Annotated in this window: 17 protein-coding genes and 1 riboswitch; of the genes, 10 read left to right on the top strand and 7 right to left on the bottom strand. The window is 44.8% G+C overall.

What is annotated here, in order from left to right; translation table 11 throughout:
* The first annotated feature begins 34 nt into the window (after positions 1 to 34).
* The 4 genes from accC to F8C82_RS06005 all read left to right on the top strand — a co-directional run bounded on the left by accC (position 35) and on the right by F8C82_RS06005 (position 4825).
* Entirely contained in the window at positions 35 to 1519 is a 1485-nt protein-coding gene (gene accC / locus F8C82_RS06020) for an acetyl-CoA carboxylase biotin carboxylase subunit (RefSeq protein WP_223279493.1), read from the top strand.
* Entirely contained in the window at positions 1495 to 2226 is a 732-nt protein-coding gene (locus F8C82_RS06015; RefSeq protein ID WP_151692645.1) for a DUF4294 domain-containing protein, read from the top strand. The genes accC and F8C82_RS06015 overlap by 25 nt, the downstream gene beginning before the upstream one ends.
* On the top strand, positions 2227 to 3858 hold the full coding sequence (gene bshC / locus F8C82_RS06010; protein ID WP_151692644.1) for a bacillithiol biosynthesis cysteine-adding enzyme BshC: 1632 nt from the start codon (positions 2227 to 2229) through the stop codon (positions 3856 to 3858).
* Positions 3859 to 4057: 199 nt separating this feature from the next.
* On the top strand, positions 4058 to 4825 hold the full coding sequence (locus tag F8C82_RS06005) for a sulfite exporter TauE/SafE family protein (protein WP_151692643.1): 768 nt from the start codon (positions 4058 to 4060) through the stop codon (positions 4823 to 4825).
* 69 nt (positions 4826 to 4894) lie between these two features.
* Here F8C82_RS06005 and F8C82_RS06000 read toward each other — a convergent pair whose 3' ends face one another.
* The 4 genes from F8C82_RS06000 to F8C82_RS05985 form a co-directional block, all read right to left on the bottom strand.
* Positions 4895 to 5632: an MBL fold metallo-hydrolase gene (locus F8C82_RS06000; protein WP_151692642.1), complete on the bottom strand. Its 738-nt coding sequence runs from the start codon at positions 5630 to 5632 to the stop codon at positions 4895 to 4897.
* The gene (locus F8C82_RS05995; protein ID WP_151692641.1) at positions 5629 to 8295 is read right to left on the bottom strand and encodes a histidine kinase N-terminal 7TM domain-containing protein; all 2667 of its coding nucleotides are present in this window, start codon (positions 8293 to 8295) and stop codon (positions 5629 to 5631) included. The genes F8C82_RS06000 and F8C82_RS05995 overlap by 4 nt, the downstream gene beginning before the upstream one ends.
* Positions 8296 to 8350: 55 nt before the next feature.
* Positions 8351 to 8710 (bottom strand): hypothetical protein, encoded by a 360-nt coding sequence (locus F8C82_RS05990; RefSeq protein WP_151692640.1) that lies wholly within the window; start codon positions 8708 to 8710, stop codon positions 8351 to 8353.
* Positions 8711 to 8787: 77 nt separating this feature from the next.
* Complete coding sequence (locus F8C82_RS05985) at positions 8788 to 10269, bottom strand: helix-turn-helix domain-containing protein (protein WP_151692639.1); 1482 nt, start codon at positions 10267 to 10269, stop codon at positions 8788 to 8790.
* Positions 10270 to 10399: 130 nt separating this feature from the next.
* Here F8C82_RS05985 and aceB point away from each other — a divergent pair, with 130 nt between their 5' ends.
* Together aceB and aceA are read left to right on the top strand one after the other, a co-directional pair.
* Complete coding sequence (aceB, locus tag F8C82_RS05980) at positions 10400 to 11992, top strand: malate synthase A (RefSeq protein ID WP_223279452.1); 1593 nt, start codon at positions 10400 to 10402, stop codon at positions 11990 to 11992.
* Between the two features lie 40 nt (positions 11993 to 12032).
* Positions 12033 to 13307, top strand: a complete 1275-nt coding sequence (aceA, locus tag F8C82_RS05975) for an isocitrate lyase (RefSeq protein ID WP_151692638.1) — start codon at positions 12033 to 12035, stop codon at positions 13305 to 13307.
* A 90-nt stretch (positions 13308 to 13397) separates the two neighbouring features.
* On the opposite strand, the gene F8C82_RS05970 is transcribed toward aceA, so the two are convergent.
* Together F8C82_RS05970 and F8C82_RS05965 are read right to left on the bottom strand one after the other, a co-directional pair.
* The gene (locus F8C82_RS05970; RefSeq protein ID WP_151692637.1) at positions 13398 to 13844 is read right to left on the bottom strand and encodes a DUF779 domain-containing protein; all 447 of its coding nucleotides are present in this window, start codon (positions 13842 to 13844) and stop codon (positions 13398 to 13400) included.
* The gene (locus tag F8C82_RS05965; RefSeq protein WP_151692636.1) at positions 13816 to 15342 is read right to left on the bottom strand and encodes an aldehyde dehydrogenase family protein; all 1527 of its coding nucleotides are present in this window, start codon (positions 15340 to 15342) and stop codon (positions 13816 to 13818) included. Before F8C82_RS05965 ends, F8C82_RS05970 begins: the two co-directional genes overlap by 29 nt.
* 171 nt (positions 15343 to 15513) lie before the next feature.
* Here F8C82_RS05965 and F8C82_RS05960 point away from each other — a divergent pair, with 171 nt between their 5' ends.
* Positions 15514 to 16434 carry a helix-turn-helix domain-containing protein gene (locus tag F8C82_RS05960; protein ID WP_151692635.1) on the top strand — a complete coding sequence of 307 codons (921 nt, stop codon included), beginning with the start codon at positions 15514 to 15516 and terminating at the stop codon, positions 16432 to 16434.
* Positions 16435 to 16463: 29 nt separating this feature from the next.
* Positions 16464 to 17534, top strand: a complete 1071-nt coding sequence (gene dinB / locus F8C82_RS05955; RefSeq protein ID WP_151692634.1) for a DNA polymerase IV — start codon at positions 16464 to 16466, stop codon at positions 17532 to 17534.
* Positions 17535 to 17552: 18 nt separating this feature from the next.
* Here dinB and F8C82_RS05950 read toward each other — a convergent pair whose 3' ends face one another.
* Positions 17553 to 17942 (bottom strand): acyl-CoA thioesterase, encoded by a 390-nt coding sequence (locus F8C82_RS05950; RefSeq protein WP_151692633.1) that lies wholly within the window; start codon positions 17940 to 17942, stop codon positions 17553 to 17555.
* A 119-nt stretch (positions 17943 to 18061) separates the two neighbouring features.
* Positions 18062 to 18225, bottom strand: a riboswitch (cobalamin riboswitch).
* A gap of 125 nt (positions 18226 to 18350) precedes the next feature.
* On the opposite strand from F8C82_RS05950, the gene guaA reads away from it, so the two are divergent.
* Both guaA and F8C82_RS05940 read left to right on the top strand, forming a co-directional pair.
* Positions 18351 to 19883 carry a glutamine-hydrolyzing GMP synthase gene (gene guaA / locus F8C82_RS05945; protein ID WP_151692632.1) on the top strand — a complete coding sequence of 511 codons (1533 nt, stop codon included), beginning with the start codon at positions 18351 to 18353 and terminating at the stop codon, positions 19881 to 19883.
* A 2-nt stretch (positions 19884 to 19885) separates the two neighbouring features.
* Positions 19886 to 21880: an amino acid ABC transporter substrate-binding protein gene (locus F8C82_RS05940; protein WP_170266167.1), complete on the top strand. Its 1995-nt coding sequence runs from the start codon at positions 19886 to 19888 to the stop codon at positions 21878 to 21880.
* Positions 21881 to 21894: the final 14 nt, after the last annotated feature.

The following is a 21894-nucleotide window of genomic DNA, read 5'->3' as shown; positions in this document are numbered from 1 at the left end:
TTCGCAAGACATCATTCACAAGTATATGAAGACCATCAAGAAGCTACTCGTAGCGAATAGAGGAGAGATTGCATTGCGCGTGATGCGTACTGCTAAAGAAATGGGAATCAAAACTGTAGCGGTTTATTCTGAAGCAGACCGAAACGCACTTCACGTTCGTTATGCGGATGAAGCCATCCTTTTAGGTCCGCCACCCAGCAATCAATCATACTTGTTAGGAGATAAGATTATTGAAGAATCTCTTCGCTTGGGAGTTGATGCCATTCACCCTGGATATGGATTTTTATCTGAGAATGCTGAATTCTCTCAAAAGGTAAGAGATGCAGGATTGATGTTCCTCGGTCCTAAACCTTACGCCATTGACACCATGGGCGATAAGCTCAAGGCCAAACAAGCAGTGAAGAATTATGATGTCCCTTTGGTGCCGGGTACGGATGAGGCCATTACTGATGTTCCCGCTGCACAAAAGCTCGCTGAGGAGATCGGATATCCCGTATTGATTAAGGCCGCTGCCGGTGGTGGTGGTAAGGGAATGCGTATTGTTCGCGGCTCTGATGAGTTCGTAGAGCAGATGAATCTTGCTGTAAGTGAGGCTACGTCTGCCTTTGGTAATGGTAGTGTATTCATTGAGAAATACGTCGATTCTCCTCGGCATATTGAAATTCAAGTGTTGGCAGATCAACACGGAAATGTGGTTCACCTCTTTGAAAGGGAGTGTAGTGTTCAGCGCCGACATCAAAAAGTAGTAGAAGAAGCTCCATCTTCTATCTTAACTCCAGAAACTCGCGATGCAATGGGGTTGGCAGCGGTTAATGTGGCCAAAGCTTGTGATTACGAAGGAGCAGGTACGGTAGAATTTATCTACGATGCCAGTGGATCGTTCTACTTCTTGGAAATGAATACTCGACTTCAAGTTGAGCACCCCGTTACAGAATTGATTACGGGTGTGGATTTGGTTCGAGAGCAAATACGAATTGCAGAGGGCAGAGAATTGTCGTTTGCACAAGAAGATCTTACCATTCACGGACATGCTGTTGAGGTACGGGTATATGCCGAAGATCCTTCAGAGAACTTTATGCCTGATATCGGAAACCTGAAATTGTACCAGCGCCCACAAGGCCCAGGAATTCGTGTAGATGATGGCTTAGAGCAAGGCATGGACGTTCCCATTTACTACGATCCAATGATTGCCAAATTGATTGTGCATGCAGGAAATCGCGAAATGGCCATGGATAGAATGATCCGAGCCATTGACGAGTATAGAATTGGAGGGGTTAAAACAACCTTGCCTTTCTGTCGTTTTACCATGGAACACGAGGCTTTCCGTTCAGGTGACTTCGACACCCATTTTGTTCAGAAGCATTATGAACCATCTATGTTGAATCGAATAGATGATGAAGGTGCGGAAGTTGCCGCGTTAATGGGGGCATGGATATTGAGTACTCAGAGCGCAAAAGCTGTGGAATCAACATCATCTTCCGCAGGTTCGAATGCATGGAGAAGAAACCGTACACTATAAAGAGATTGATTGCCCTTCTCATTGTTGCTTTCAATGGGATTGGGATTACATTGAGCGCACAAGTGGATAGTGGATCGGTCGATTCACTCCTCCACAAAAGTGCCGTTCAAGAAGATACGGTCATTATTTTCCAGTATGTCAAGGATGGGCAAGTCCTCGATGCCACATTGATTGATGGAGATACCATCCCATGGATTGTTCTAGATGAGGTACTCTTTATTTCAGAACCCACTTTTGATGACGACGAAGCCCGTCGACGTTACTTCTACTTGAAGCGAAAGGTGATGAAAGTCTATCCGTATGCAGTTCTTGCTGGTAATAAACTCGATTCGCTTAATTTACGACTCGACAGCTTGACAAGTCGACGTGAGAAACGACGGTACATCAAGGAATATCAAGAATATCTCGAAGAGCGTTTTGAGCCAGAAATTCGCAAACTTACCCACAGCGAAGGTCAAATTTTGTGCAAGCTTTTGTACCGCGAAACGGATATGTCGGTTTACGATCTAATCACGGAATACAGAAGTGGGTGGACTGCATTTTGGTGGAATGTAACGGCCAATTGGAACGATATCTCCTTGAAAGAACCGTACGATCCCGAAAACAATGAGGAGGATAAATTGGTTGAGAACATTCTTCAGCGAAGCTTCACCCAGGGTTTGCTGGAAGAGAGAGTTCCATTCTACCCACCTCAGGTAGAGGAGTAGATGGACGTTACAACACTGAAAAAGGGTACCTTTGCCATCATGAAGCATCAGCCTGTTCCCATCTTTTCTACACATCGTTTTTCCAAGTTAATGGAAGACTATGTTGCAGAGAAGCCAGAGCTTTCGACATTGTATTCTAGACCGCATAAGCCGGAGAGTTTCTCCCCTCAAATTGCCGAGAGAAGTAAGGTTCAGGTGGATAGATCAACACTCGTTGAAGTGCTTCACGATCAGTATTCTTCATTGGATATTGAAAAGCGTTATCCAAGAGTGTTCGAACACATTGAAGAGCTGAAAGATGCATCTACGTACACGGTGGTTACTGGTCATCAATTGTGTTTGTTTACAGGGCCACTTTACTTTATTTATAAGATTGTCAATACCATACGCCTAGCCGAAGAATTGTCGGATCGCGAAAAGGTGAAAGTGGTTCCGGTATTCTGGATGGCCTCGGAAGATCATGACTTTGAAGAGATCAACCATATGTGGTATGGCGATCTCAAGTATCAGTGGAATAGGACATCTGGGAATGCAGTAGGTAGACTACATACCGATGGAATTGACCATGTCATAGATGAACTTGAACATTCCGTAGGCAAGAGTAAACCTGTTTCAGAGTTTATCGATTTACTCCGACGATGTTATAGGTCGGGTCAAACACTTAGCGATGCCACGCGAGAACTGGCTACCGAGCTTTTCGCAGAGAAAGGTCTCATTGTTCTCGACGCAGATGACGCACGCCTTAAGCGTCAGATGGTGGATATTTTCTCTCGAGAATTAACCGACACGGAATCGGCAGAGATGATGTCCCAAACTTCTAAGATTCTTTCAGAAGAATATTTCACACAAGTCACGCCAAGAGATATCAATCTATTCTACCTCAATAACGAGCAGCGTTATCGCTTGACATTTACAGGTGATGAAGTTTCGACAGTGGATGGTCCTTATTCGTGGTCACGTGATCAAGTGAAACAAGAACTGCGTGATCATCCCGAGAGATTTAGTCCCAATGTGGTACTGCGCCCTGTTTATCAAGAGGTGATTCTCCCTAATCTTGCATACATTGGTGGAGGTGGGGAATTAGCGTATTGGCTTCAGTTAAAAGGAGTATTTGAACATTATCAGGTTCCATTTCCAATATTGCGTTTGAGGAATTCCGCAGGTTTCATTCGCAGAAAGTTTATCCATAAGATGGATAAACTCGATTTGACCGTTTCCGATATTTCAGAAAAAGTCTTCGAACAAAAGCGAGATCACTTCCGAAAAGAGTTGAAGCTGGATGGTGAGATGAAAGTTTTGAAATCTCAATCTGATCTTCTCTTTTCGCAGATGGAGGCATTGGCCAATCGAATAGATCCATCACTGCACGGTACAGCCTCGGCTTATAATGCTCGTCAGAAGCATCTGATCGATAATTTTGAGAAGAAGATATTGCGTGCTCAGCAACGAAGAGAAGGTGAGGTTACAAGGATGTTTGACGAAGTTCACGGTGAGGCCTTTCCAAGTGGTGGTCTTCAAGAACGACGAGATAACTACATTACGTTGTTGGAGCGTTTTGGCGATGGCGTATTGGACTTGTTGTTTGATGAGTTGGATCCATTTGCGCACGATTTCAGCTGGTTTACGGAGTGATTTCAGGGGCCACCCATGCCTCCTCCCACAATCAAGGTACAAAAACACCTGCGATTAGTCGTATGATAAACGTATGTAAACACTTAGTTTTCAATGCGTATCGTTCAAAACTCCCATGGTGAAAAGTAGAGTTGTCATTTGAGAGTTGTGTACATTTAAGCGGGAGGGAGTGTCCATACCCTAATAATATATCCTTTAGATGGAGTTCGTGTTGATCTGTTTTGTGGCATTCGCTGCAAGTTGGCTGACTTTGATATCAGGCTTTGGACTGGGAACCTTACTATTGCCAACTTTCATTCTATTCTTCAGTCCTTTAGAGGCTGTAGCCATGACGGCTATCGTTCATTTTCTAAATAACGTTTTTAAATTTAGCTTGCTTTTCAAGCAGGTGAACCGTTATGTAGCCTTATGGTTTGGCGTTTCTGGAATTGTTGGGGCGGCAGTTGGAGCTTGGGTAAGCACGAATGTGGAGAAGTCTATTGCTTATACTTCTCCGCTGGATGGAATTAGCGAGGTGTCGTGGTTTAGCTTCCTTGTAGGACTCTTGATGATTGTATTCGCACTTCAAGAACTCCTCTTGGGGAAAGTAGGCTTCGCTTTTTCGAAGAAGGCCATGGTTCCAGGCGGTGTTCTGAGTGGTTTCTTTGGGGGACTAACGGGGCATCAAGGAGCATTGAGGTCAATGTTCCTACTGAAGTCAGGATTAACCGCCCAAGCCTACGTGGCCACAGGTACAGCTATTGCGTTAATGGTGGATTTGACGCGAATCCCTATTTACCTTGGTCGAATTTCTAAAGGGGGAATAGATAAGCATACGTTGCTAATCGCATCTGCAACACTTTTCGCTTTCATAGGTGCCTTTATCGGGAAAAGAATGATAGAGAAGATTACCTACACCACTGTACAATGGGTTGTAGGTGTGCTGATGATTGTTGTTGGACTTCTCTTACTACTTGGACTCCTCTAGACTCTCCTCAAACTAGAGAATTTAGCCTTTCAATGGTTGAACTTTAGAATTGGTGAAGCTGAGATCGGATCATTCTTCCGACATAGATATAGCTTCATCTACAAGCTGAACAGTGCGTTCGTAGCACCCCGGACCGACTTTTCCGTGGCCCGGTATGACCCAGGCTTTGCGTTCAAAGTACACTTGGCTCTCTTCCAGGGCTCTCTTCCAACTCGGTAAATCGGCATGACTCAAATTGCCGATATCTTTAGATACATAACTCTTGATGAAGCAACCTCCATAAGTGCCGTGACGACCAATGGTGAGAATGAGGTTTCCAGGAGCATGGCCTGTACCGGGGTCGATTACATTGATTTCAACTCCGCCTAAATCAAAACGATAGGGGTAACTTGAAAAGACATTTTGTGCGGGCTCATATCCATCTTCCTTGGCATTCATCGTTTGGGCATCCTCGTGAATATAGGTCCTGATCCCATTTTTGTGCAAGGTGGCAATACCGCCCATACGGTCAACATGGGCGTGAGTGATAACAGCGATCGAAATGGGAACGTCGAGATGCTTTTTACTCCATGCAATGATCTCTTCTGTTTGCTCATCATTCCATGGAGTATCCATCAAAATACTGGAAGAGTCTCCCTCTACAATCAGGTAATTCGCAGGAATAAGATGACCTTCATAATAGGCCCATGCTGTCACTAACGTGGTTCGTTGATCTAGTCCAACATAGGTCATTTCGGGAACACCGTTATCTTGACTAAAGCCTATGAATGGCAGGGTGAGCGCAATTGCGAGAACAAAACGTTTCATTGAGTTCGAAGGTAAGATGATAACTTAGACTTGAGTTCGTTTGGCTGGAATGGTTTGCTGATAAAGTCATCCATTCCAGCTTCTTTTGCCCGGTCAATGGTGTCAATAATAGCACTTGCAGTCAGTGCGATAATTGGAGATGTGACTCCTTGTTCACGAAGTATTCGCGTCGCCTCATATCCGTCCATTACAGGCATTTGCAGGTCCATCAGGATCAAATCAAATTTGTAATTGGCAACGAGATCCACGGCTTGTTGACCGTTTTCGGCCTGAACAGTATCAAGTCCCCATTTGCCCAAGAAGGTCTTAGCTATGGCCATGTTGATGTGATTATCTTCCACTATCAGCACGGTGCCTTTATCAAATACAATGTCATTGTCTGGATGAGAGATGGCAGAAGATGAGGGTTTAACAATCACGTGGTTTAGTTTGAAAGAGAACGTGGAGCCTCGGCCAACAGAGCTTTTTACTTCCAACTTTGACCCCATGAGGTAGAGTAGCTTCTGACTAATACTCAGTCCCAATCCGGTACCCGAGTGCGAACGGTCATTGCCAGTTGATACTTGGGTGAATTCATCAAAAATAGTTTCGAGGTACTCCGTTTCGATGCCTACTCCAGTATCTGTTATTTCGATTTCTATTCCCTTGGCTTTGTAAGGTGAGACGGTTACACTAATGCTTCCTTTTTCTGTAAACTTAACGGCATTATGGATGATGTTATTGACCACTTGGGTGAGTCGAACTTGGTCAATGGAAATACACGTTCCAGCGTGCAGCACGTTCTTGTAAACGATGGCAATTCCCTTTTCCGCAGCCCAGTCTAAATAGGAATGAACTGTAGTTTTCATCCATTCATCCAGCACTATTTCATTCTGAGAGAGTTCGATGACGCCCGATTCAATCTTGTTGAAATCGAGAATGTCGTTCACTAGATTCTTGAGGTGGTCTGATGAGGCTAGGAGGGAGGCAACTTTATCTTTGATATCATCAGAAACTTCAGATTCCAAGATGTGAGAGATTCCAATGATGGCATTTAACGGTGTTCTAATCTCGTGTGACATCATCGAAAGAAACTCAGTCTTCGCGTTGTTTGCTTTGATGGCTGCTTCTTTGGCTTCAATGGCATCCGTCAATAATCCTTCTCGTGCAACAGCAGCCAAAATGAGGTCGGATTGAAGTCGAAGTACATTGAGCATTTGCTCATCCGGCAGCGTTCCTCTCCAAATATGGGTCCACACGCTTACGAGCTTTTTATCTACAATAAAAGGAAATCCTATGAGTGCAATTTTCTTGTTAGGTTGACTGTAGTTGAGGATTTCTCCGCGTTCCAGTCTTCGCTCTTCTCGAAGGATTAACTGACTAAAATCAATGTCTTCTATCGTTTCTAAAGCGGCCGCCGAATCCGCTAGGGAGTAGGCGGTAGAAACATCGAGAGTTTCAGATTCAACATCCCAGATGAAGGAGTATGCGGTGTGAAAAGTCTCCTTGGTTCTTTGTACAATCCGGCCCATTTTGGAGATCCAATTCCCCTCAGCTAATAGGTCGCGGGCAACTTCATTAACCAATTCCAAATGGAGCGCATTTCTATTGGTGAGTTCTTGACTTCTACGTGCTTCGGAAATGTCGCGGATGGTCAATAGCAAGTAGCCTTCATCGTCGGAAGCCTTAGATTGAATTCCGGTCCCCGATATACTCACCCATCGCCTGCTACCCGCTTCTGTACGAACCATCAGTTCTAAAGTATGCTGTTCTTCCGACCAGTTAGAGCGTATATTCAGTAGGAATTCGTACAGTCTTTCTAGTTCCGAATCTTCAATGCCACGAATGAGTTCGTCAATGGGTCTGCCTCGCCATCCAGAGGTGCTGATTAGAGCTTCAGCCGACTTATTTGAGTCAATTACGCGCAAATCGTGTGACAAGAGGAACGCGGCGTCATTCATGTTCTTGAACAGCGATTCGTATGCAACGGGAATCATCTCAAACAATTTTCCCCTAAAAATGGCTGTAACACAAAGAATTCCAACTCCCATAAATCCAAGAGGAGTTAGGTCAAAACCTGGAATCGGATTATAGCCACTCAAGTAAAGAATATTGCCAATCCAAGGAAGGAAGGAGCTGATGATTAACAGCGTGATCTGCGATTTGAATAAGTCGCTTGAATTGATCGCCGTGCGTATGAGCTGGTAGGTAGATAGAACGAGTAGGATATAGCTACATCCAACCCAAAACCAGAAGATACTTCCATAACTGTAAGAGGGGGCGAAAGACCCCTCGTTGAGTGTGACTTCAATGTAATGTTGGTGGTGTAGGTCGTTTGTGAAAACGCCGAAGAGAACGATGAAACCCAAGACGTATAAGGAGTTTCTCAAAAAGTGCTCCCTCAGTAAATCAACACCACTATATTGAAAAACGAATAAGAAAAAAGAGATTGGAGCGAAGACAATTCCAAAATACGAGAGTTGAGAAAGTGTTGTTTTCGCTTCAACAGAAGTGACAAACGGTCCAATTCCATCAAAGAGCGACCACCATGCAACGCTGAACATCAACAGTGCAAAGTGACGGGCTCCAGGAATGTGAGCCATGCGAGATGTATACGCTCCTAATCCAGTGGTGATTAGGGTAGATGAGAACAGTAAGATCTGCAGTAAGCCGTTTTCCGACATGCCGGGTTAGGTTAGGGGCATGAAATTACGCAATTCGGCGGTGTTTCACATTACATCATTGTCGATCAAATATTCCATCTGCATTGGTGCTGGATGTCGTTCTGTAATCAACGAGGATCATTCCGTATCCGTCAGACATCAGTACATCGTATTCATTCTCGCCTTCGGAGACGTTGTTTGGGTTGCTAATCGTCACGGTTCCCTTTTCACCATCTGTGCGAAAAAGAAGCGTATCAACTACGGAATTTCGGTATCGAATAAGTGATCGATTGGATCGGAAAACGAGTGTGTCGGTGTACGGAGCTCTTTCTACCCAGGTGCCAACGAGGTCTTTAGTGTTGGGGTATCCGTCGGGGTCACACGCTGATAACACAAGAATACTAAGAGCTGTAGATGCGAGAACTTTAATTTTCATGCTTGGAAATGTTGTCGATTCTATGGTTATCTAGTTAAGCGACAAAGGAAGCAAGATTGCGCATTTCATCACATCATTTAGACATCTTCTCCTCGAATTAATTTTCGAACGCGCTCTTCGAGTTCAGCATTTATAGCTTCTTTTTGTAAGATCACAGGTTCGGAGGCTCGAACATCACAGTCGTGAACCGGACATCTTTCGCAGGTGACTCCCACTTTACGACGTTCGGAAACTCGGTCGATGAATTTGATTTTCCGCTTTTGTTTCGGATTGATTTCTATGCCAATGCAAACACTTCTCGAGTTACCTGATTGAAAGGGATCATCGTTGCTGGCCGAAAGAATTAAGTAATTCTGACCATTGGGATATTCACTCAATTGTATGCCAGCACGTACTCCGTTTACGGAAGGAAATCTTTCGGGGTGATTGAGCAACTCCGTGCTCACCCATCGATTGCAGTAGTGTTCGTGCTGGTGATTGGCTTGAGGTTGATGGTTCTTACTGAGGTGAAATTCCTTCGTAATGATTGGTGAACTTTTGCTATTCTCCATGCCAAAGCGCAAGAAGAACATGTCCTTCAATCCAAAGTGATGTGGCAGAATGTTCGTCAATCTTTGAAAAAAGGTCTCTGCGGAGTAGGTGAACTTCAATAGTGTCTCCAATAGTTGTTCCCCTGTAAATTCTGAACTTGACAATACCTCCTGAATCTCTTGAACCATTTGCTTTTCGGGCAAGGTGAGTGCACCGGCAAAGTAGGATGCTTTGAAGTTGTTCAATACCTCATCAAAGTGATCGAACTTAATCCAAGTGAAGGTGTGTGGGCGCTCTGTGATTTCCATGTGTGCATAGCCCAGTTCCTTTGCCAAGATGAACACTCGTTGGGCTTCTGTTACACTAGGGGCGATGATGAGCTTTTTGATTTTTGGAATGAATGCGGAGCGTATCTGTTCAGGGTAGTCGTTCTCTAGTGGGGTGTTGTTGTCAATTTGATACCCGAATTCTTCGGTTAAGATTTCTTCGAGTTCAGCAGAAGAAATGCGACTGGATAAATCGATTTGATATTTTCTAGCACATGCGGCTACCTCTTTCTCAATCTCCTCAAAATAATTGAAATGTTGCTCTTGATAGCTTCTAAGAGCTGTTAGGTAAAATTGATCTCGGTCGATGTGATAATGACGTGCTATCTCGAAGAGAGTACTGACAAATGAAGTGACTTTCTCAGGAGCACTTGAAATGATATCCAACAATTGGTTCTCTTCAATTCCGAAGAGCTCCAGTGGTATTTCTTTAAGAATTCCGCTCATGATGATATCACTCACTGGCGCCATGGGGCCCGACAATTTCATGCTGACCAATTCGTCGTATGGAATCTCCAATGCCTTCGCTAAACTGACAATCTTGTCGGGCTTCGGATACTTCTTGCCCTTTTCGATTTCATTCAGATAGCTCTTGCTCAAACCTGTCAATTTAGCTAATCCGAAAAGCGACAGCCCTTTGTCATTGCGAGTTTGCTTCAGCTTCAGGCCGAATATCAGACGTATTTGTTCTTCAGAAAGCATGGGGAGTCATGATCATTTTTTCAAATATACAATAAGTACGTCCGCCAAAAAGTTTTAAAAAATATTTAGCGAACGTTCGCTGAAATAGAAAAGTTTGCTCATATTTGAAACAACCAAAACAGAGAAAGTCATGTTCCGAGTAGATGTAGACAATGTGGTTAAACCAATGATAGTGAGTGATTACGCTTCAGAGTGTAAGGCAGTTTTCACCGATGAGGCTCTTCAATTTGTTGGCATTCTTCATGAGTTGTTTGAGAAACGTCGACTCGATTTGCTCGAGAAGCGAAAGGTGAGAAACACTCGATATGCGAATGGAGAAACGCCGGGATACAAGCCTGAAACGGCTAGTATTCGAGAAGGAGACTGGCGCGTTAATCCCGTTCCATCTCAGATTCATGATAGACGAGTTGAGATTACTGGACCAACGGATGCCAAGATGATGATCAATGCGCTGAATTCGGGAGCTAAGGTTTTTATGGCTGACCTTGAGGATAGCACATCACCTACATGGAAGAATATAGCGAATGGTCAATTGAATCTCTATAAAGCGGTTCGTGACGAATTGACCTTTACAAATAGTGCAGGCAAGTTTTATTCTGTAGCGGAAAGTCCTGCTGTTCTGATGGTTCGTCCCCGTGGATTGCATTTAGAGGAGACGAACGTCCAAGTAGAAGGCAAGCCGATTTCGGCATCGTTGTTTGATTTCGGTTTGTTCTTCTATCACAACGTACACGCGCTATGGGCGAAAGGAAGTGCGCCTTATTTCTATCTCGCAAAACTGGAGGATTCAGAAGAGGCAGAGTGGTGGAATGAGGTGTTCATTGAAGCACAACGCATCATTGGGATTCCGCGAGGTACGATTAAAGCGACTGTATTGGTGGAAACCTTTCCGTTGGTCTTTCAAATGCATGAGGTGCTTTATGCCCTCCGGGAGCATTCCGCGGGTTTGAATTGTGGTCGATGGGATTACTTGTTCTCCATGATTAAAACGCTGGGACATTCTCCCTCTAATCTTTTTCCCGATCGGGATCAAATGACCATGACGGTAGAATGTATGACGGCCTATAGCCGAATGCTGATTTCCACTTGTCATACACGCGGAGCGCATGCCATGGGTGGTATGGCTGCACAAATCCCAATTAAGAACGATGTAATCGCAAACGAACGCGCGCTAGAAAAAGTAAAAGCGGATAAAGAGAGAGAAGTTCGAGATGGTCATGATGGCTCGTGGGTGGCTCACCCTGCATTGGTGCCTCTGGCTATGGAGATATTCAATGAATACATGCCACAGAAGAATCAAATTGATCTCATTCCCGATTGGAGCTACACTGCAGAAAATTTGTCGACGATTCCCAAGGGATCCATCACGGAAGAAGGAGTTCGAAAGAACATCAGCATAGGCCTCCACTATTTGGCTGCTTGGCTATCTGGACAAGGGGCTGCTGCTATTCATCACTTAATGGAGGATGCAGCCACGGCCGAAATCTCAAGAGTTCAACTCTGGCAATGGTTGCATTTCAAGGCTGAATTGGAGGGGGGAATGGTGTTGGACGAAACGCGCTTCGACCTGATGTTCTATGAAGAATCGGCCAAGTTGGAGCGCGTGATCATCGATCCATGGAAAGGGAAACTTCCTCAAGCAAAAGTGCTCTTTAATCGAATGGTGAAACGAGCAGAACTAGTTCCCTTTCTCACTTCTGAAGCTCAACCTTATTTATCCTAATCCCTATTACAATTACGTCAAACTCAAGACCCGTACTATTATGAATCGTGAAGAACAAAGAATCGCACTGGAAAACGACTGGAAAACTAACCCTCGTTGGGCAAATGTTTATAGGCCCTACGATGCAGAAGATGTACTTCGACTTAGAGGTAGTTTCATTATTGAACACTCTGTGGCTAAAAGAGGCGCAGAGGTACTCTGGAAAAAACTGAATACCCAACCGGTGGTCTCTGCGCTGGGGGCGCTGACAGGTAACCAGGCTATTCAAGAGGTAGCTGCTGGACTGGAAGCCATTTATTTGAGCGGTTGGCAGGTTGCCGCCGATGCAAATTCAGCCGGAGAGATGTACCCCGATCAGAGCTTGTATCCTGTGAATTCTGTTCCGATGGTCGTGGAGAAGATTAATGCTGCACTTCTTAGAGCAGATCAAATAGCGACGGTGAATGGCGATGTAGATAGAGAGTGGATGGTGCCTATTGTGGCTGATGCTGAAGCTGGTTTTGGCGGCAACTTGAATGCTTTTGAACTGATGAAAGCGATGATTAAAGCAGGTGCCGCTGGCGTTCACTTTGAAGATCAATTGAGCAGTGCAAAGAAATGCGGACACCTAGGAGGAAAGGTGCTGGTCCCTACTTCAGAAGCGATCAATAAACTCATTGCCGCGAGATTGGCATCAGATGTTCTGAATGTGCCAACACTTATCGTTGCACGTACGGATGCAGATGCCGCCCAGCTTATTACCTCCGACATTGATATTCGCGACCAAAAGTTTACAACAGGTGAACGTTCAAGCGAGGGATTCTACTATGTGAAGAATGGCATCGAACAGGCAATTGATAGAGGATTGAGCTATGCACCTTATGCTGATTTGCTTTGGATGGAAACTTCACACCCAAGTTTAGCTGAAGCTCGGCAGTTCGCTGAAGCAATTCACAAGGAGTATCCAGGTAAGCTGTTGGCCTATAACTGTTCTCCGAGTTTTAACTGGGCAAGTAAGTTGTCGGTTGAAGAGATGGAGACGTTCCGCGAGGATTTAGCAGCGCTAGGATTCAAATTTCAGTTCATTACACTCGCAGGATTCCACGCTTTGAACACCAGCATGTTTGAATTGAGTAAAGCCTACCACGAACGTGGAATGGCGGGGTATTCAGAGCTGCAAGAGCGTGAGTTTGCATTGGTGAGTAAAGGTTTTTCGGCAGTGAAGCATCAAGCTTTTGTAGGGACTGGTTATTACGACATGGTCCAAAATGTGGTAACAGCAGGTCGAACAAGTACTCAGGCGATGGCGGGTTCAACTGAAGCAGATCAGTTTTAATCCGCAATAAAAAGCTCCTCCACTTTTTTGAGTCTGTGGAGGAGCTTTTACTGCTAAAAAGTATCATTCCCATTGCTTGGCTAACGGGAGCTAGCCACCATATCGGATCTCTTGTAAACGAGCGGACTCATCTTCGGTAAAAACCCGAGATTGAATGATAAAACGCATCCCAAGTGGAATCTCTAGTGAGAAGCTTGAGCCTCTGCCAGGTGTAACATGAAGATTGAGCTGGGTGTGCTTCCAGTATTCAAACTGATCCGCACTCATCCAAAATTCACAACCGACAATTTCTCCGAGACAAACATCAGAGCCTCCTACTTTAAACTCATCCTTTGGAAAGCACATCGGCTGAGAGCCGTCGCAACAACCCCCACTTTGATGAAACATGAGCTCGCCATGACGCTCTTTTAGTTTCTCAATTAATTCCTGTGCCTCTTTAGAATGAGTAACTCTGGGTATGTGAGAAGGGGATTCGCTATGTTGAGTAGCGGAATCCCCGGTTTGGTCATCAAAAGAATCCAAGCTTCTTCTTGTCATAAGAAATGAGCATGTTCTTGGTGTTGCGGTAGTGATTTAACATCATCTTGTGCGTTTCTCTACCGAAACCTGACTTCTTGTATCCTCCAAATGGTGCATGTGCTGGATAGGCGTGGTAACAATTTACCCAAACTCGTCCTGCTTGAATAGCACGTGGAACTTGGTAGAGTTCGTGGGAATCACGTGTCCACACTCCAGCGCCAAGTCCGTAAAGGGTGTCATTCGCAATTTCGATGGCTTCTTCTACCGTTTTGAATGTGGTTACCGAAACCACAGGACCAAAGATTTCTTCTTGGAAGATACGCATCTTATTGTGCCCTTTGAAGATGGTTGGTTGAATGTAATAGCCTGTTTCTAACCCACTGTTCAATCCAGCATTAGCTCCACCACAAAGCAGTTCAGCACCTTCTTCCTGACCAATCTTCATGTAACTCAGAATCTTCTCATATTGATCTTGAGATGCTTGAGCACCCATCATGGTGCTAGGGTCGAGTGGGTTGCCCAATTTGATGGCCTTGGTACGTTCAACAACGCGTGACATGAATTTATCATAGATATCCTCTTGAACGAGAATACGCGAAGGGCAGGTGCAAACTTCACCTTGATTCAAGGCGAACATAACTGCACCTTCTACGGCCTTGTCAAAGAACTCGTCATCAGCATCAGCAACAGAGCTAAAGAAGATGTTTGGAGATTTTCCTCCAAGCTCCATGGTTACAGGAATGAGGTTCTCCGATGCGTATTGCATGATAAGGCGTCCTGTTGTGGTTTCACCTGTAAAAGCAACTTTCGCTACGCGCGAAGACGTGGCGAGTGGTTTACCTGCTTCAATACCGAAACCGGTTACCACGTTCAGAACACCTGCCGGAAGAACATCGCCAATGAGTTCCATGAAACACATGATGGATGTTGGTGTTTGTTCCGCTGGCTTCACTACAATAGTACAGCCTGCAGCAAGGGCAGGAGCGATTTTCCACGCTGCCATCAACAATGGGAAGTTCCAAGGAATGATTTGCCCCACTACGCCAAGTGGCTCCTGAAGGTTAATGCTTACGGTGTTCTCGTCGTGCTCACTAACCGTGCTTTCGTCTGCGCGAATGACGCCGGCAAAGTAGCGGAAGTGATCCACCACCAAAGGGAGGTCGGCAGCCATCGTTTCACGAATAGCCTTGCCATTGTCGATGGTTTCAATAGTCGCCAAGTACTCAAGATTGTCCTCCACAATTTGTGCGATTTTGAGAAGGGCATTCGAGCGAGCGGCGGCACTGGTTTTGCTCCATGTGACAAAGGCTTCATGGGCGGCATCAAGTGCTAAGTCGATGTCTTCGGCTGTTGAACGCGCTGCTTTGGTGAAAGCCTGGCCGTTAATAGGAGATGTGTTCTCGAAATATTCCCCTTTGATCGGTTGAACCCATTTGCCACCAATAAAGTTGTCGTATTGGTGTTTAAATGACACTTCCCTGTTCACGAAAGGGAAGCTCGCTGTTGTTGTTTCCATGTCTTATAGAATTGAGTTTGTGTAAGAATCCGAACTAATAGAGAGGAACCGATGGACAAACTTTTCTATTTGTAGCACAATCTTCCCAAAACGATGTTGCACCTTCATTTAGAAACATGTTTTGGCTATATTCGATGAATTCCTAGTATTAAGTGTAAGAGAGACAGTTGCTTGGAGAGAATCATACCTATAGAGTTAACGCCTGAATCAAAACTTCATTCACTTGTTGAACACAGAAGTAAGTTTAACCTTGACTTCTGTGAGTTGAACGTTTTTGAAACCCATGAAAGGGCAAATGACTTTCACTTAAAATTTGATCACTTCACCATTACTTCGATGTTGAGAGGTAAGAAGGTGATGCACATTGACAATTTGGGGGATTTCGATTACGTACCCGGAGAAACAGTACTTGCACCAGCTTCCACACCAATGAGAATTGACTTTCCGGAGGCGGAGCGTGGGAACCCTACCCAGTGTACCGCATTGGTTATTGATGATTCTTATTTGAAGAAGCAATTGTCGACTTTGAATGAAGACGGTTTGTATACGCCTCAATCTTCAGGTGGTTGGGATTTGAATGTGAAGGAGCTGATTCTCAAGAATAACAGAGAGTTGGCGGAAGTGAGTTCTCGACTCCTTTCCATTTTCACGAGTAATGATCCTTTTAAGGCCTATCGAGCAGATTTGATTTTGCGAGAACTCGTATTGGTGATGCTGAAGGTGCAAAACCTTCAATCGCTGCGAAAGAATGCAGGACCCAATTCGAATGCCTCTCCATTCAATGCAGTGATGAGCTTCATTTCTCGCCAACTTACTAGTGAGATTTCTATTGATGATCTGTGTAGGGTTGCTGGTATGAGTAAGTCAAGTTTTTACCGCTCGTTCACCCAGGAGTATGGTATTTCTCCTATTCAATTGATTTTGGAAGAGAGGATCAAGTACGCCAAACACTTACTTCAACACCATTTGGAGATTAGCATCAAAGAAGTGGCCTATGCTTCTGGCTTTAACGACCCCAATTACTTTAGTCGTGTTTTTCGCAAGATGGAAGGAGTGACGGCTAGCGCTTATAGAGCACTTTATCTAAGCTAATCCATTTCATTTCTGAGTAACTTGCACCGATGGAGGAGAAGCCCATTCGGAAGATTATCCATGTGGATATGGACGCGTTTTACGCCAGCGTAGAACAGCGTGATCGTCCTGAGTTGCGCGGAAAACCCGTTGCCGTGGGTGGGTCAGCTGAAAGAGGAGTGGTGGCCGCCGCCAGTTATGAAGCTCGGAAGTACGGTGTTCGCTCAGCTATGCCTTCATCCATCGCCGCGAGGCGGTGTCCAGAACTCATCTTTGTAAAGCCCGACTTCGATAAGTACAAAGCAGTGAGCCAGCAAATACGGGATATTTTCCTCGATTACACTTCTCGGGTAGAACCATTGAGTCTGGATGAAGCTTTCCTGGATGTAACGACCAATCACAAGGGAATGACTTCGGCAACGCTCATTGCTCAAGAGATTCGTCAGCGCATTTTCGAAACAACTCAACTCCGAGCGAGTGCAGGAATTAGCATCAATAAATTCTTAGCCAAGGTTGCGAGTGATATCAATAAACCCAATGGACAGAAGACGATTCCCCCCAAAGAAGTAGATGCATTTTTGATGCAATTGCCCATTGAGAAGTTTTTTGGCGTTGGAGTAAAAACGGCGGAAAAATTCCACCAAATGAATGTGTATCGCGGAGCGGACCTAATGGAAGTGGATTTGATGATTCTGAAGAGCCGCTTTGGCAAAAGTGGTCAGCATTATTACAATATTGTACGTGGGATTCAACACTCCGAAGTGGTTCCTAACCGTGTGCGAAAAAGCGTGGGAGTGGAGGAAACGTTTAGCACTGATTTGCTCTCCGAAGAATCTATGCTTGCCGCATTGTACAAATTGGGTGAGCGATGTGAACACCGATTGAAACGCGCCCATTCAAAGGGGAAAACCATTACCCTGAAATTGAAGAACTCCAGTTTTGAGGTTCAAACTCGCAGTCATACACTCCCCGAGGTGACCAACGACATTGACGTAATTATGGAAACCGTCGTTGCTTTATTACAGCAATCTGTTCCTGCAGATCCTATACGATTGTTGGGAATAACCGTATCCAACTTTGATGTAGAAGAGAGGGAAGTGCAACTCACATTAGAGTTTTAATGCGAGCTGCATTTAGCTTTATCCGTTAAAAATACTGATCGGTTTTTTGTTCTCATCTATCGCAACAAATGTGAACTCTCCGGTGATGGCTTTTTCGCGGTGATCGGAGTACATCTGTTCAATCACGATGTCTACCCGAACTTTTAAGCTCGTGTTGCCAGTGTACGTTACCCTTCCTATGAATTCAGCAATAGTACCTGCGGGAATGGGTTTTTTGAAATCGATGCGATCACTGCTCACCGTTACCATGCGTTGGCGGCTAAAACGAGTGGCAGCAATAAAGGCAACCTCGTCCATCAGTTGCATAGCGGTTCCTCCAAATAGCGTGTCGTAGTGATTGGTGGTATTCGGGAATACCGCTTTAAAAATTCGCGTTTCAGATTGGTTGATTCTCTCTTGTTTGGTCATGATAATGTAGTGTATTCAAAGACTGGAACAGACAGAGTTTCGCACAAACGAAGCGGTACACCACGTTTCCATACGTAGTGGAAAGTGACAACCTAAAATCATGCTTCAAATCGCGAAAGCAATGTCTGAAATGAAAGGCAGGTAATCTGACTCATAGTAAAGATCGGCTGTTGAGCTCTTCGATCATACTACACACAGTTGCGCGACAGTTTCGGATTTTCACCGAATTCCCCTGTGGTCCCTTCTGTAAAATGGGATAAGAACGATTCAGTTGCAAGATTACGAAGAAGTTTCGGGTTGGACTTCTTTCAAGCACATGCGTATCGTCCCTCTTATCACTATTCCATCGTTGATAATTCATCGCAGACTGCTATTTCTCAACTCAGTTGGAAGACCTACTTTTGCAGCATGACACCTGATACGATTCTTATCTTAGATTTCGGCTCGCAATACACCCAGTTGATTGCTCGCCGCGTACGTGAGTTAAACGTTTACTGTGAAATTCACCCGTACAACAAAATCCCAGAACTAACTCCTGAAATCAAGGGGGTGATATTGAGTGGAAGTCCTCATTCTACATTGGACCACAACGCTCCTGATCCTGATCTTTCGGAGATCAAAGGAAAGTTGCCACTTCTTGGGGTTTGTTACGGTGCTCAATACCTCGCTTTGAAATATGGTGGAGTAGTTGAGAAATCTAAGCATAGAGAATACGGTAGAGCCAATTTGAGTTCTACAGATGCAACATCGCGTTTATTTAAAGACGTTCCTGTTGGATCTCAGGTGTGGATGAGTCATGGCGACACCATCATGGAATTGCCAGAGAACTACAAAGTAGAGGCTTCAACCAAGGATGTTCGCGTTGCTGGATATCGCATTGAAGGCGAAACTACGTATGGAATTCAGTTCCACCCAGAAGTGTATCACAGCACAGATGGAATGACGCTTCTGAAGAATTTCGTGATTGATATTGTAGGTGTTTCAGCAGATTGGACACCAGCAAGCTTCATTGAAGATACGGTTGGTCAACTTCGTGAGAAACTTGGTAACGATCAGGTGGTACTTGGTCTCTCCGGTGGTGTTGACAGTACTGTTACAGCCGTTTTGTTGAGTGAAGCTATTGGAGATCGCCTTCACTGTATCTTCGTTAACAACGGACTTCTTCGCAAGGATGAGTTTGAACAAGTGCTTAAGCAGTATGAAGGAATGGGCCTCAATGTAAAAGGGGTTGATTCTTCAGAGCAATTCTTGTCGCAACTCGCGGGACAAAAAGATCCAGAAGAAAAACGAAAAACCATCGGTAGAGTCTTTATCGAAGTATTTGATGAAGAAGCGATGAATATTGAAGATGTGAAGTGGCTTGCTCAAGGAACCATCTATCCTGATGTTATCGAGAGTGTAAGCGTTAATGGACCATCAGCAACAATTAAAAGTCACCACAATGTAGGTGGTTTGCCTGATTTCATGAAGCTCAAAGTAGTTGAGCCTATGAACACCTTGTTTAAAGATGAGGTGAGAAGAGTGGGTAAGGAATTGGGAATTGCCGACGAACTTTTGGGACGTCACCCTTTCCCTGGTCCAGGTTTGGCAATCCGCATTTTGGGAGATATTACTCCTGAAAAAGTAGCCATCCTACAAGAAGTAGATCACATCTTCGTTCAAGGTTTGAAAGAACACGGATTGTACGACCAAGTTTGGCAAGCAGGTGCAATTTTGTTACCCGTGCAATCTGTAGGTGTAATGGGCGATGAGCGTACTTATGAACAAGTAGTGGCTCTCCGTGCTGTGGAAAGTACCGATGGGATGACCGCAGATTGGGTACATTTACCTTACACTTTCTTGGCTGAAATCAGCAATAAGATTATCAACCGTGTAAAAGGTGTTAACCGCGTGGTTTACGACATCAGCTCTAAGCCGCCTGCAACGATTGAATGGGAATAAGCATGCAGAAATGGATTTTGGGGATCGCGCTCTTATTGAGCGGCGGTCTCATGGCTCAAGAGCGCACTCACCATGTGGAAAGCGGGGAAACGCTGTACGGTATTTCCAAGTCTTACCACGTTAGTATTGAAGCTCTGGTTGAAGCAAATCCAGTTCTAAGAGAAGGTTTGAAGGAAGGTCAGGATTTGATCATTCCATCTGCAGATCTATCTACCCAAAACCGTCCCGTTGAAAAAGTGGATACGCTTCGCTTTGACTATTATGTGGTAGAGCCTAAGCAAACGCTGTATTCCCTTTCTCGCTTATGGGAAATTCCCATTGAACGAATTGTGGAGCTCAACCCGTCATTGGAAAATGGCTTGAAGGTTGGACAACGCCTTGCTCTTCCCAAGGGTACGCTTACGGCCGTTGGTCAAGAAACCGATACCACTCAGGTAAAGGCAGGCTATGAAAGACACTTGGTTCTACCCGGTGAAACGGTCTATTCTTTAACGCATGGAGTGGTTTCGGAAGACTTGTTCTTCGAAGTCAATCCAGAAGTGAAGGAAGAAGGGCTGAAATCGGGGTCATATGTTTGGCTCCCTTCTGAGGAGACCACAGATATGGTTTCGGAAGTAGTGATGCGCGACGTTTTACCGATGACGCTGCCCGATACCATTAAACAGGTTATTCCGGCTATTCGAAATCGTCAGAATGAAATTCAACCCGTGGCAAAAGCAACCCTCAAGGTGGTTCGTGTTCAAGAGGGCGATTCATGGACGGTTCTCGAGAGAAAATACAAAACGACAAAAGAGCGATTGATTGAACTCAATCCGGAAACCATGAACGGTTTGCGCGTAGGACAATACATCATCGTTCCGGTGGCTCCTGCTATTGTGAACTCAGTCACAGACGATGAGTCATCGCAATGGGCTTTGTTGAATCGCAGAAAAGTTCATTTTGCATTGGCATTGCCTCTTTACTTGGAGGAAAATGACAGTTTGGCGAGAAGATTTGCCAGTGGATTGGGAGCAGCCAAAGTTCTTCCTCAGTCGCAGTTTGCCTATGATTTCTACGCTGGTCTCAAGTTGGCCATGGATACTTTACGTCAATTCGGATTGGAGATTGAAGTAGACGTTTATGATACGCGCAATGATCCTATTCGCGTTCGTGAAATTAGTCGACAAATAGATCAGTCGCGTGCGCAGTTTGTTATGGGGCCTATCTATTCCAGAAACGCGGAGGAGATGGCGCGCCAGCTTCCGAATGAATGGATAGTTTCTCCGCTGAGTAGAACGGTTAACACGAATGGTAAGTTTAAGTTGGTTCAAGCAGTTTCTGCTGTGAATCAAGAACATTTGGCCATCGCTACTTGGATCAACGAGGAGGGAAGAGACGCAAACATTGTTTTCGTTCGCAGAAACGGTGAAACTCAAAAGAAGGACGTTCAAGTCTTTCTGCAACACATAGAAGCCAGCGAATACCGCACCATCTCACAAATTGAAATGGGCGAAAACTTGATCACCACACAGCAGATTAGAAATTCTTTGGCTGCTGGTAAAAGAGACATCTTTGTGATTCTAGATGATGATCCGGTTTTGATGACGAGCTTCCTCAACGGAGTGAGTTCAACGAGAGATTCGAGTATCACCGTTATCACTACAGGTAAGCTTCTTGAAATGAAGACTTTGGAGATAGGGAAGTTGAACAACCTAGATCTGTATATATCAGATGTGGAATACGTTGATTACCAAAGTGAGGATGTTATTGAGTTTGTGTTAAAGTTTAGAGAAGTGATGAAGAGTGAACCTTCGCGATTTGCCTTTCACGGCTACGACGCAGGTCTTTATTACCTCACACTTTTCGGATTGACAGATGATCTCGATGAGATGGAATGGCCGAATTACGACGGCGTCATCAAGCGCCAGCGCACGGAAGATCACGTGGGTTATGGCCCGTATAATTCAGGGGTATTCATCCTTCATTTGGAAGACTTCAAGTGGTTGCTAAAAAAGTAGCCGCATCTTACTTG

Source organism: Phaeocystidibacter marisrubri, assembly GCF_008933165.1.
Taxonomy (GTDB): Bacteria; Bacteroidota; Bacteroidia; order Flavobacteriales; family Schleiferiaceae; genus Phaeocystidibacter; species Phaeocystidibacter marisrubri.
This window is presented reverse-complemented; position numbering and strand designations above follow the sequence as displayed.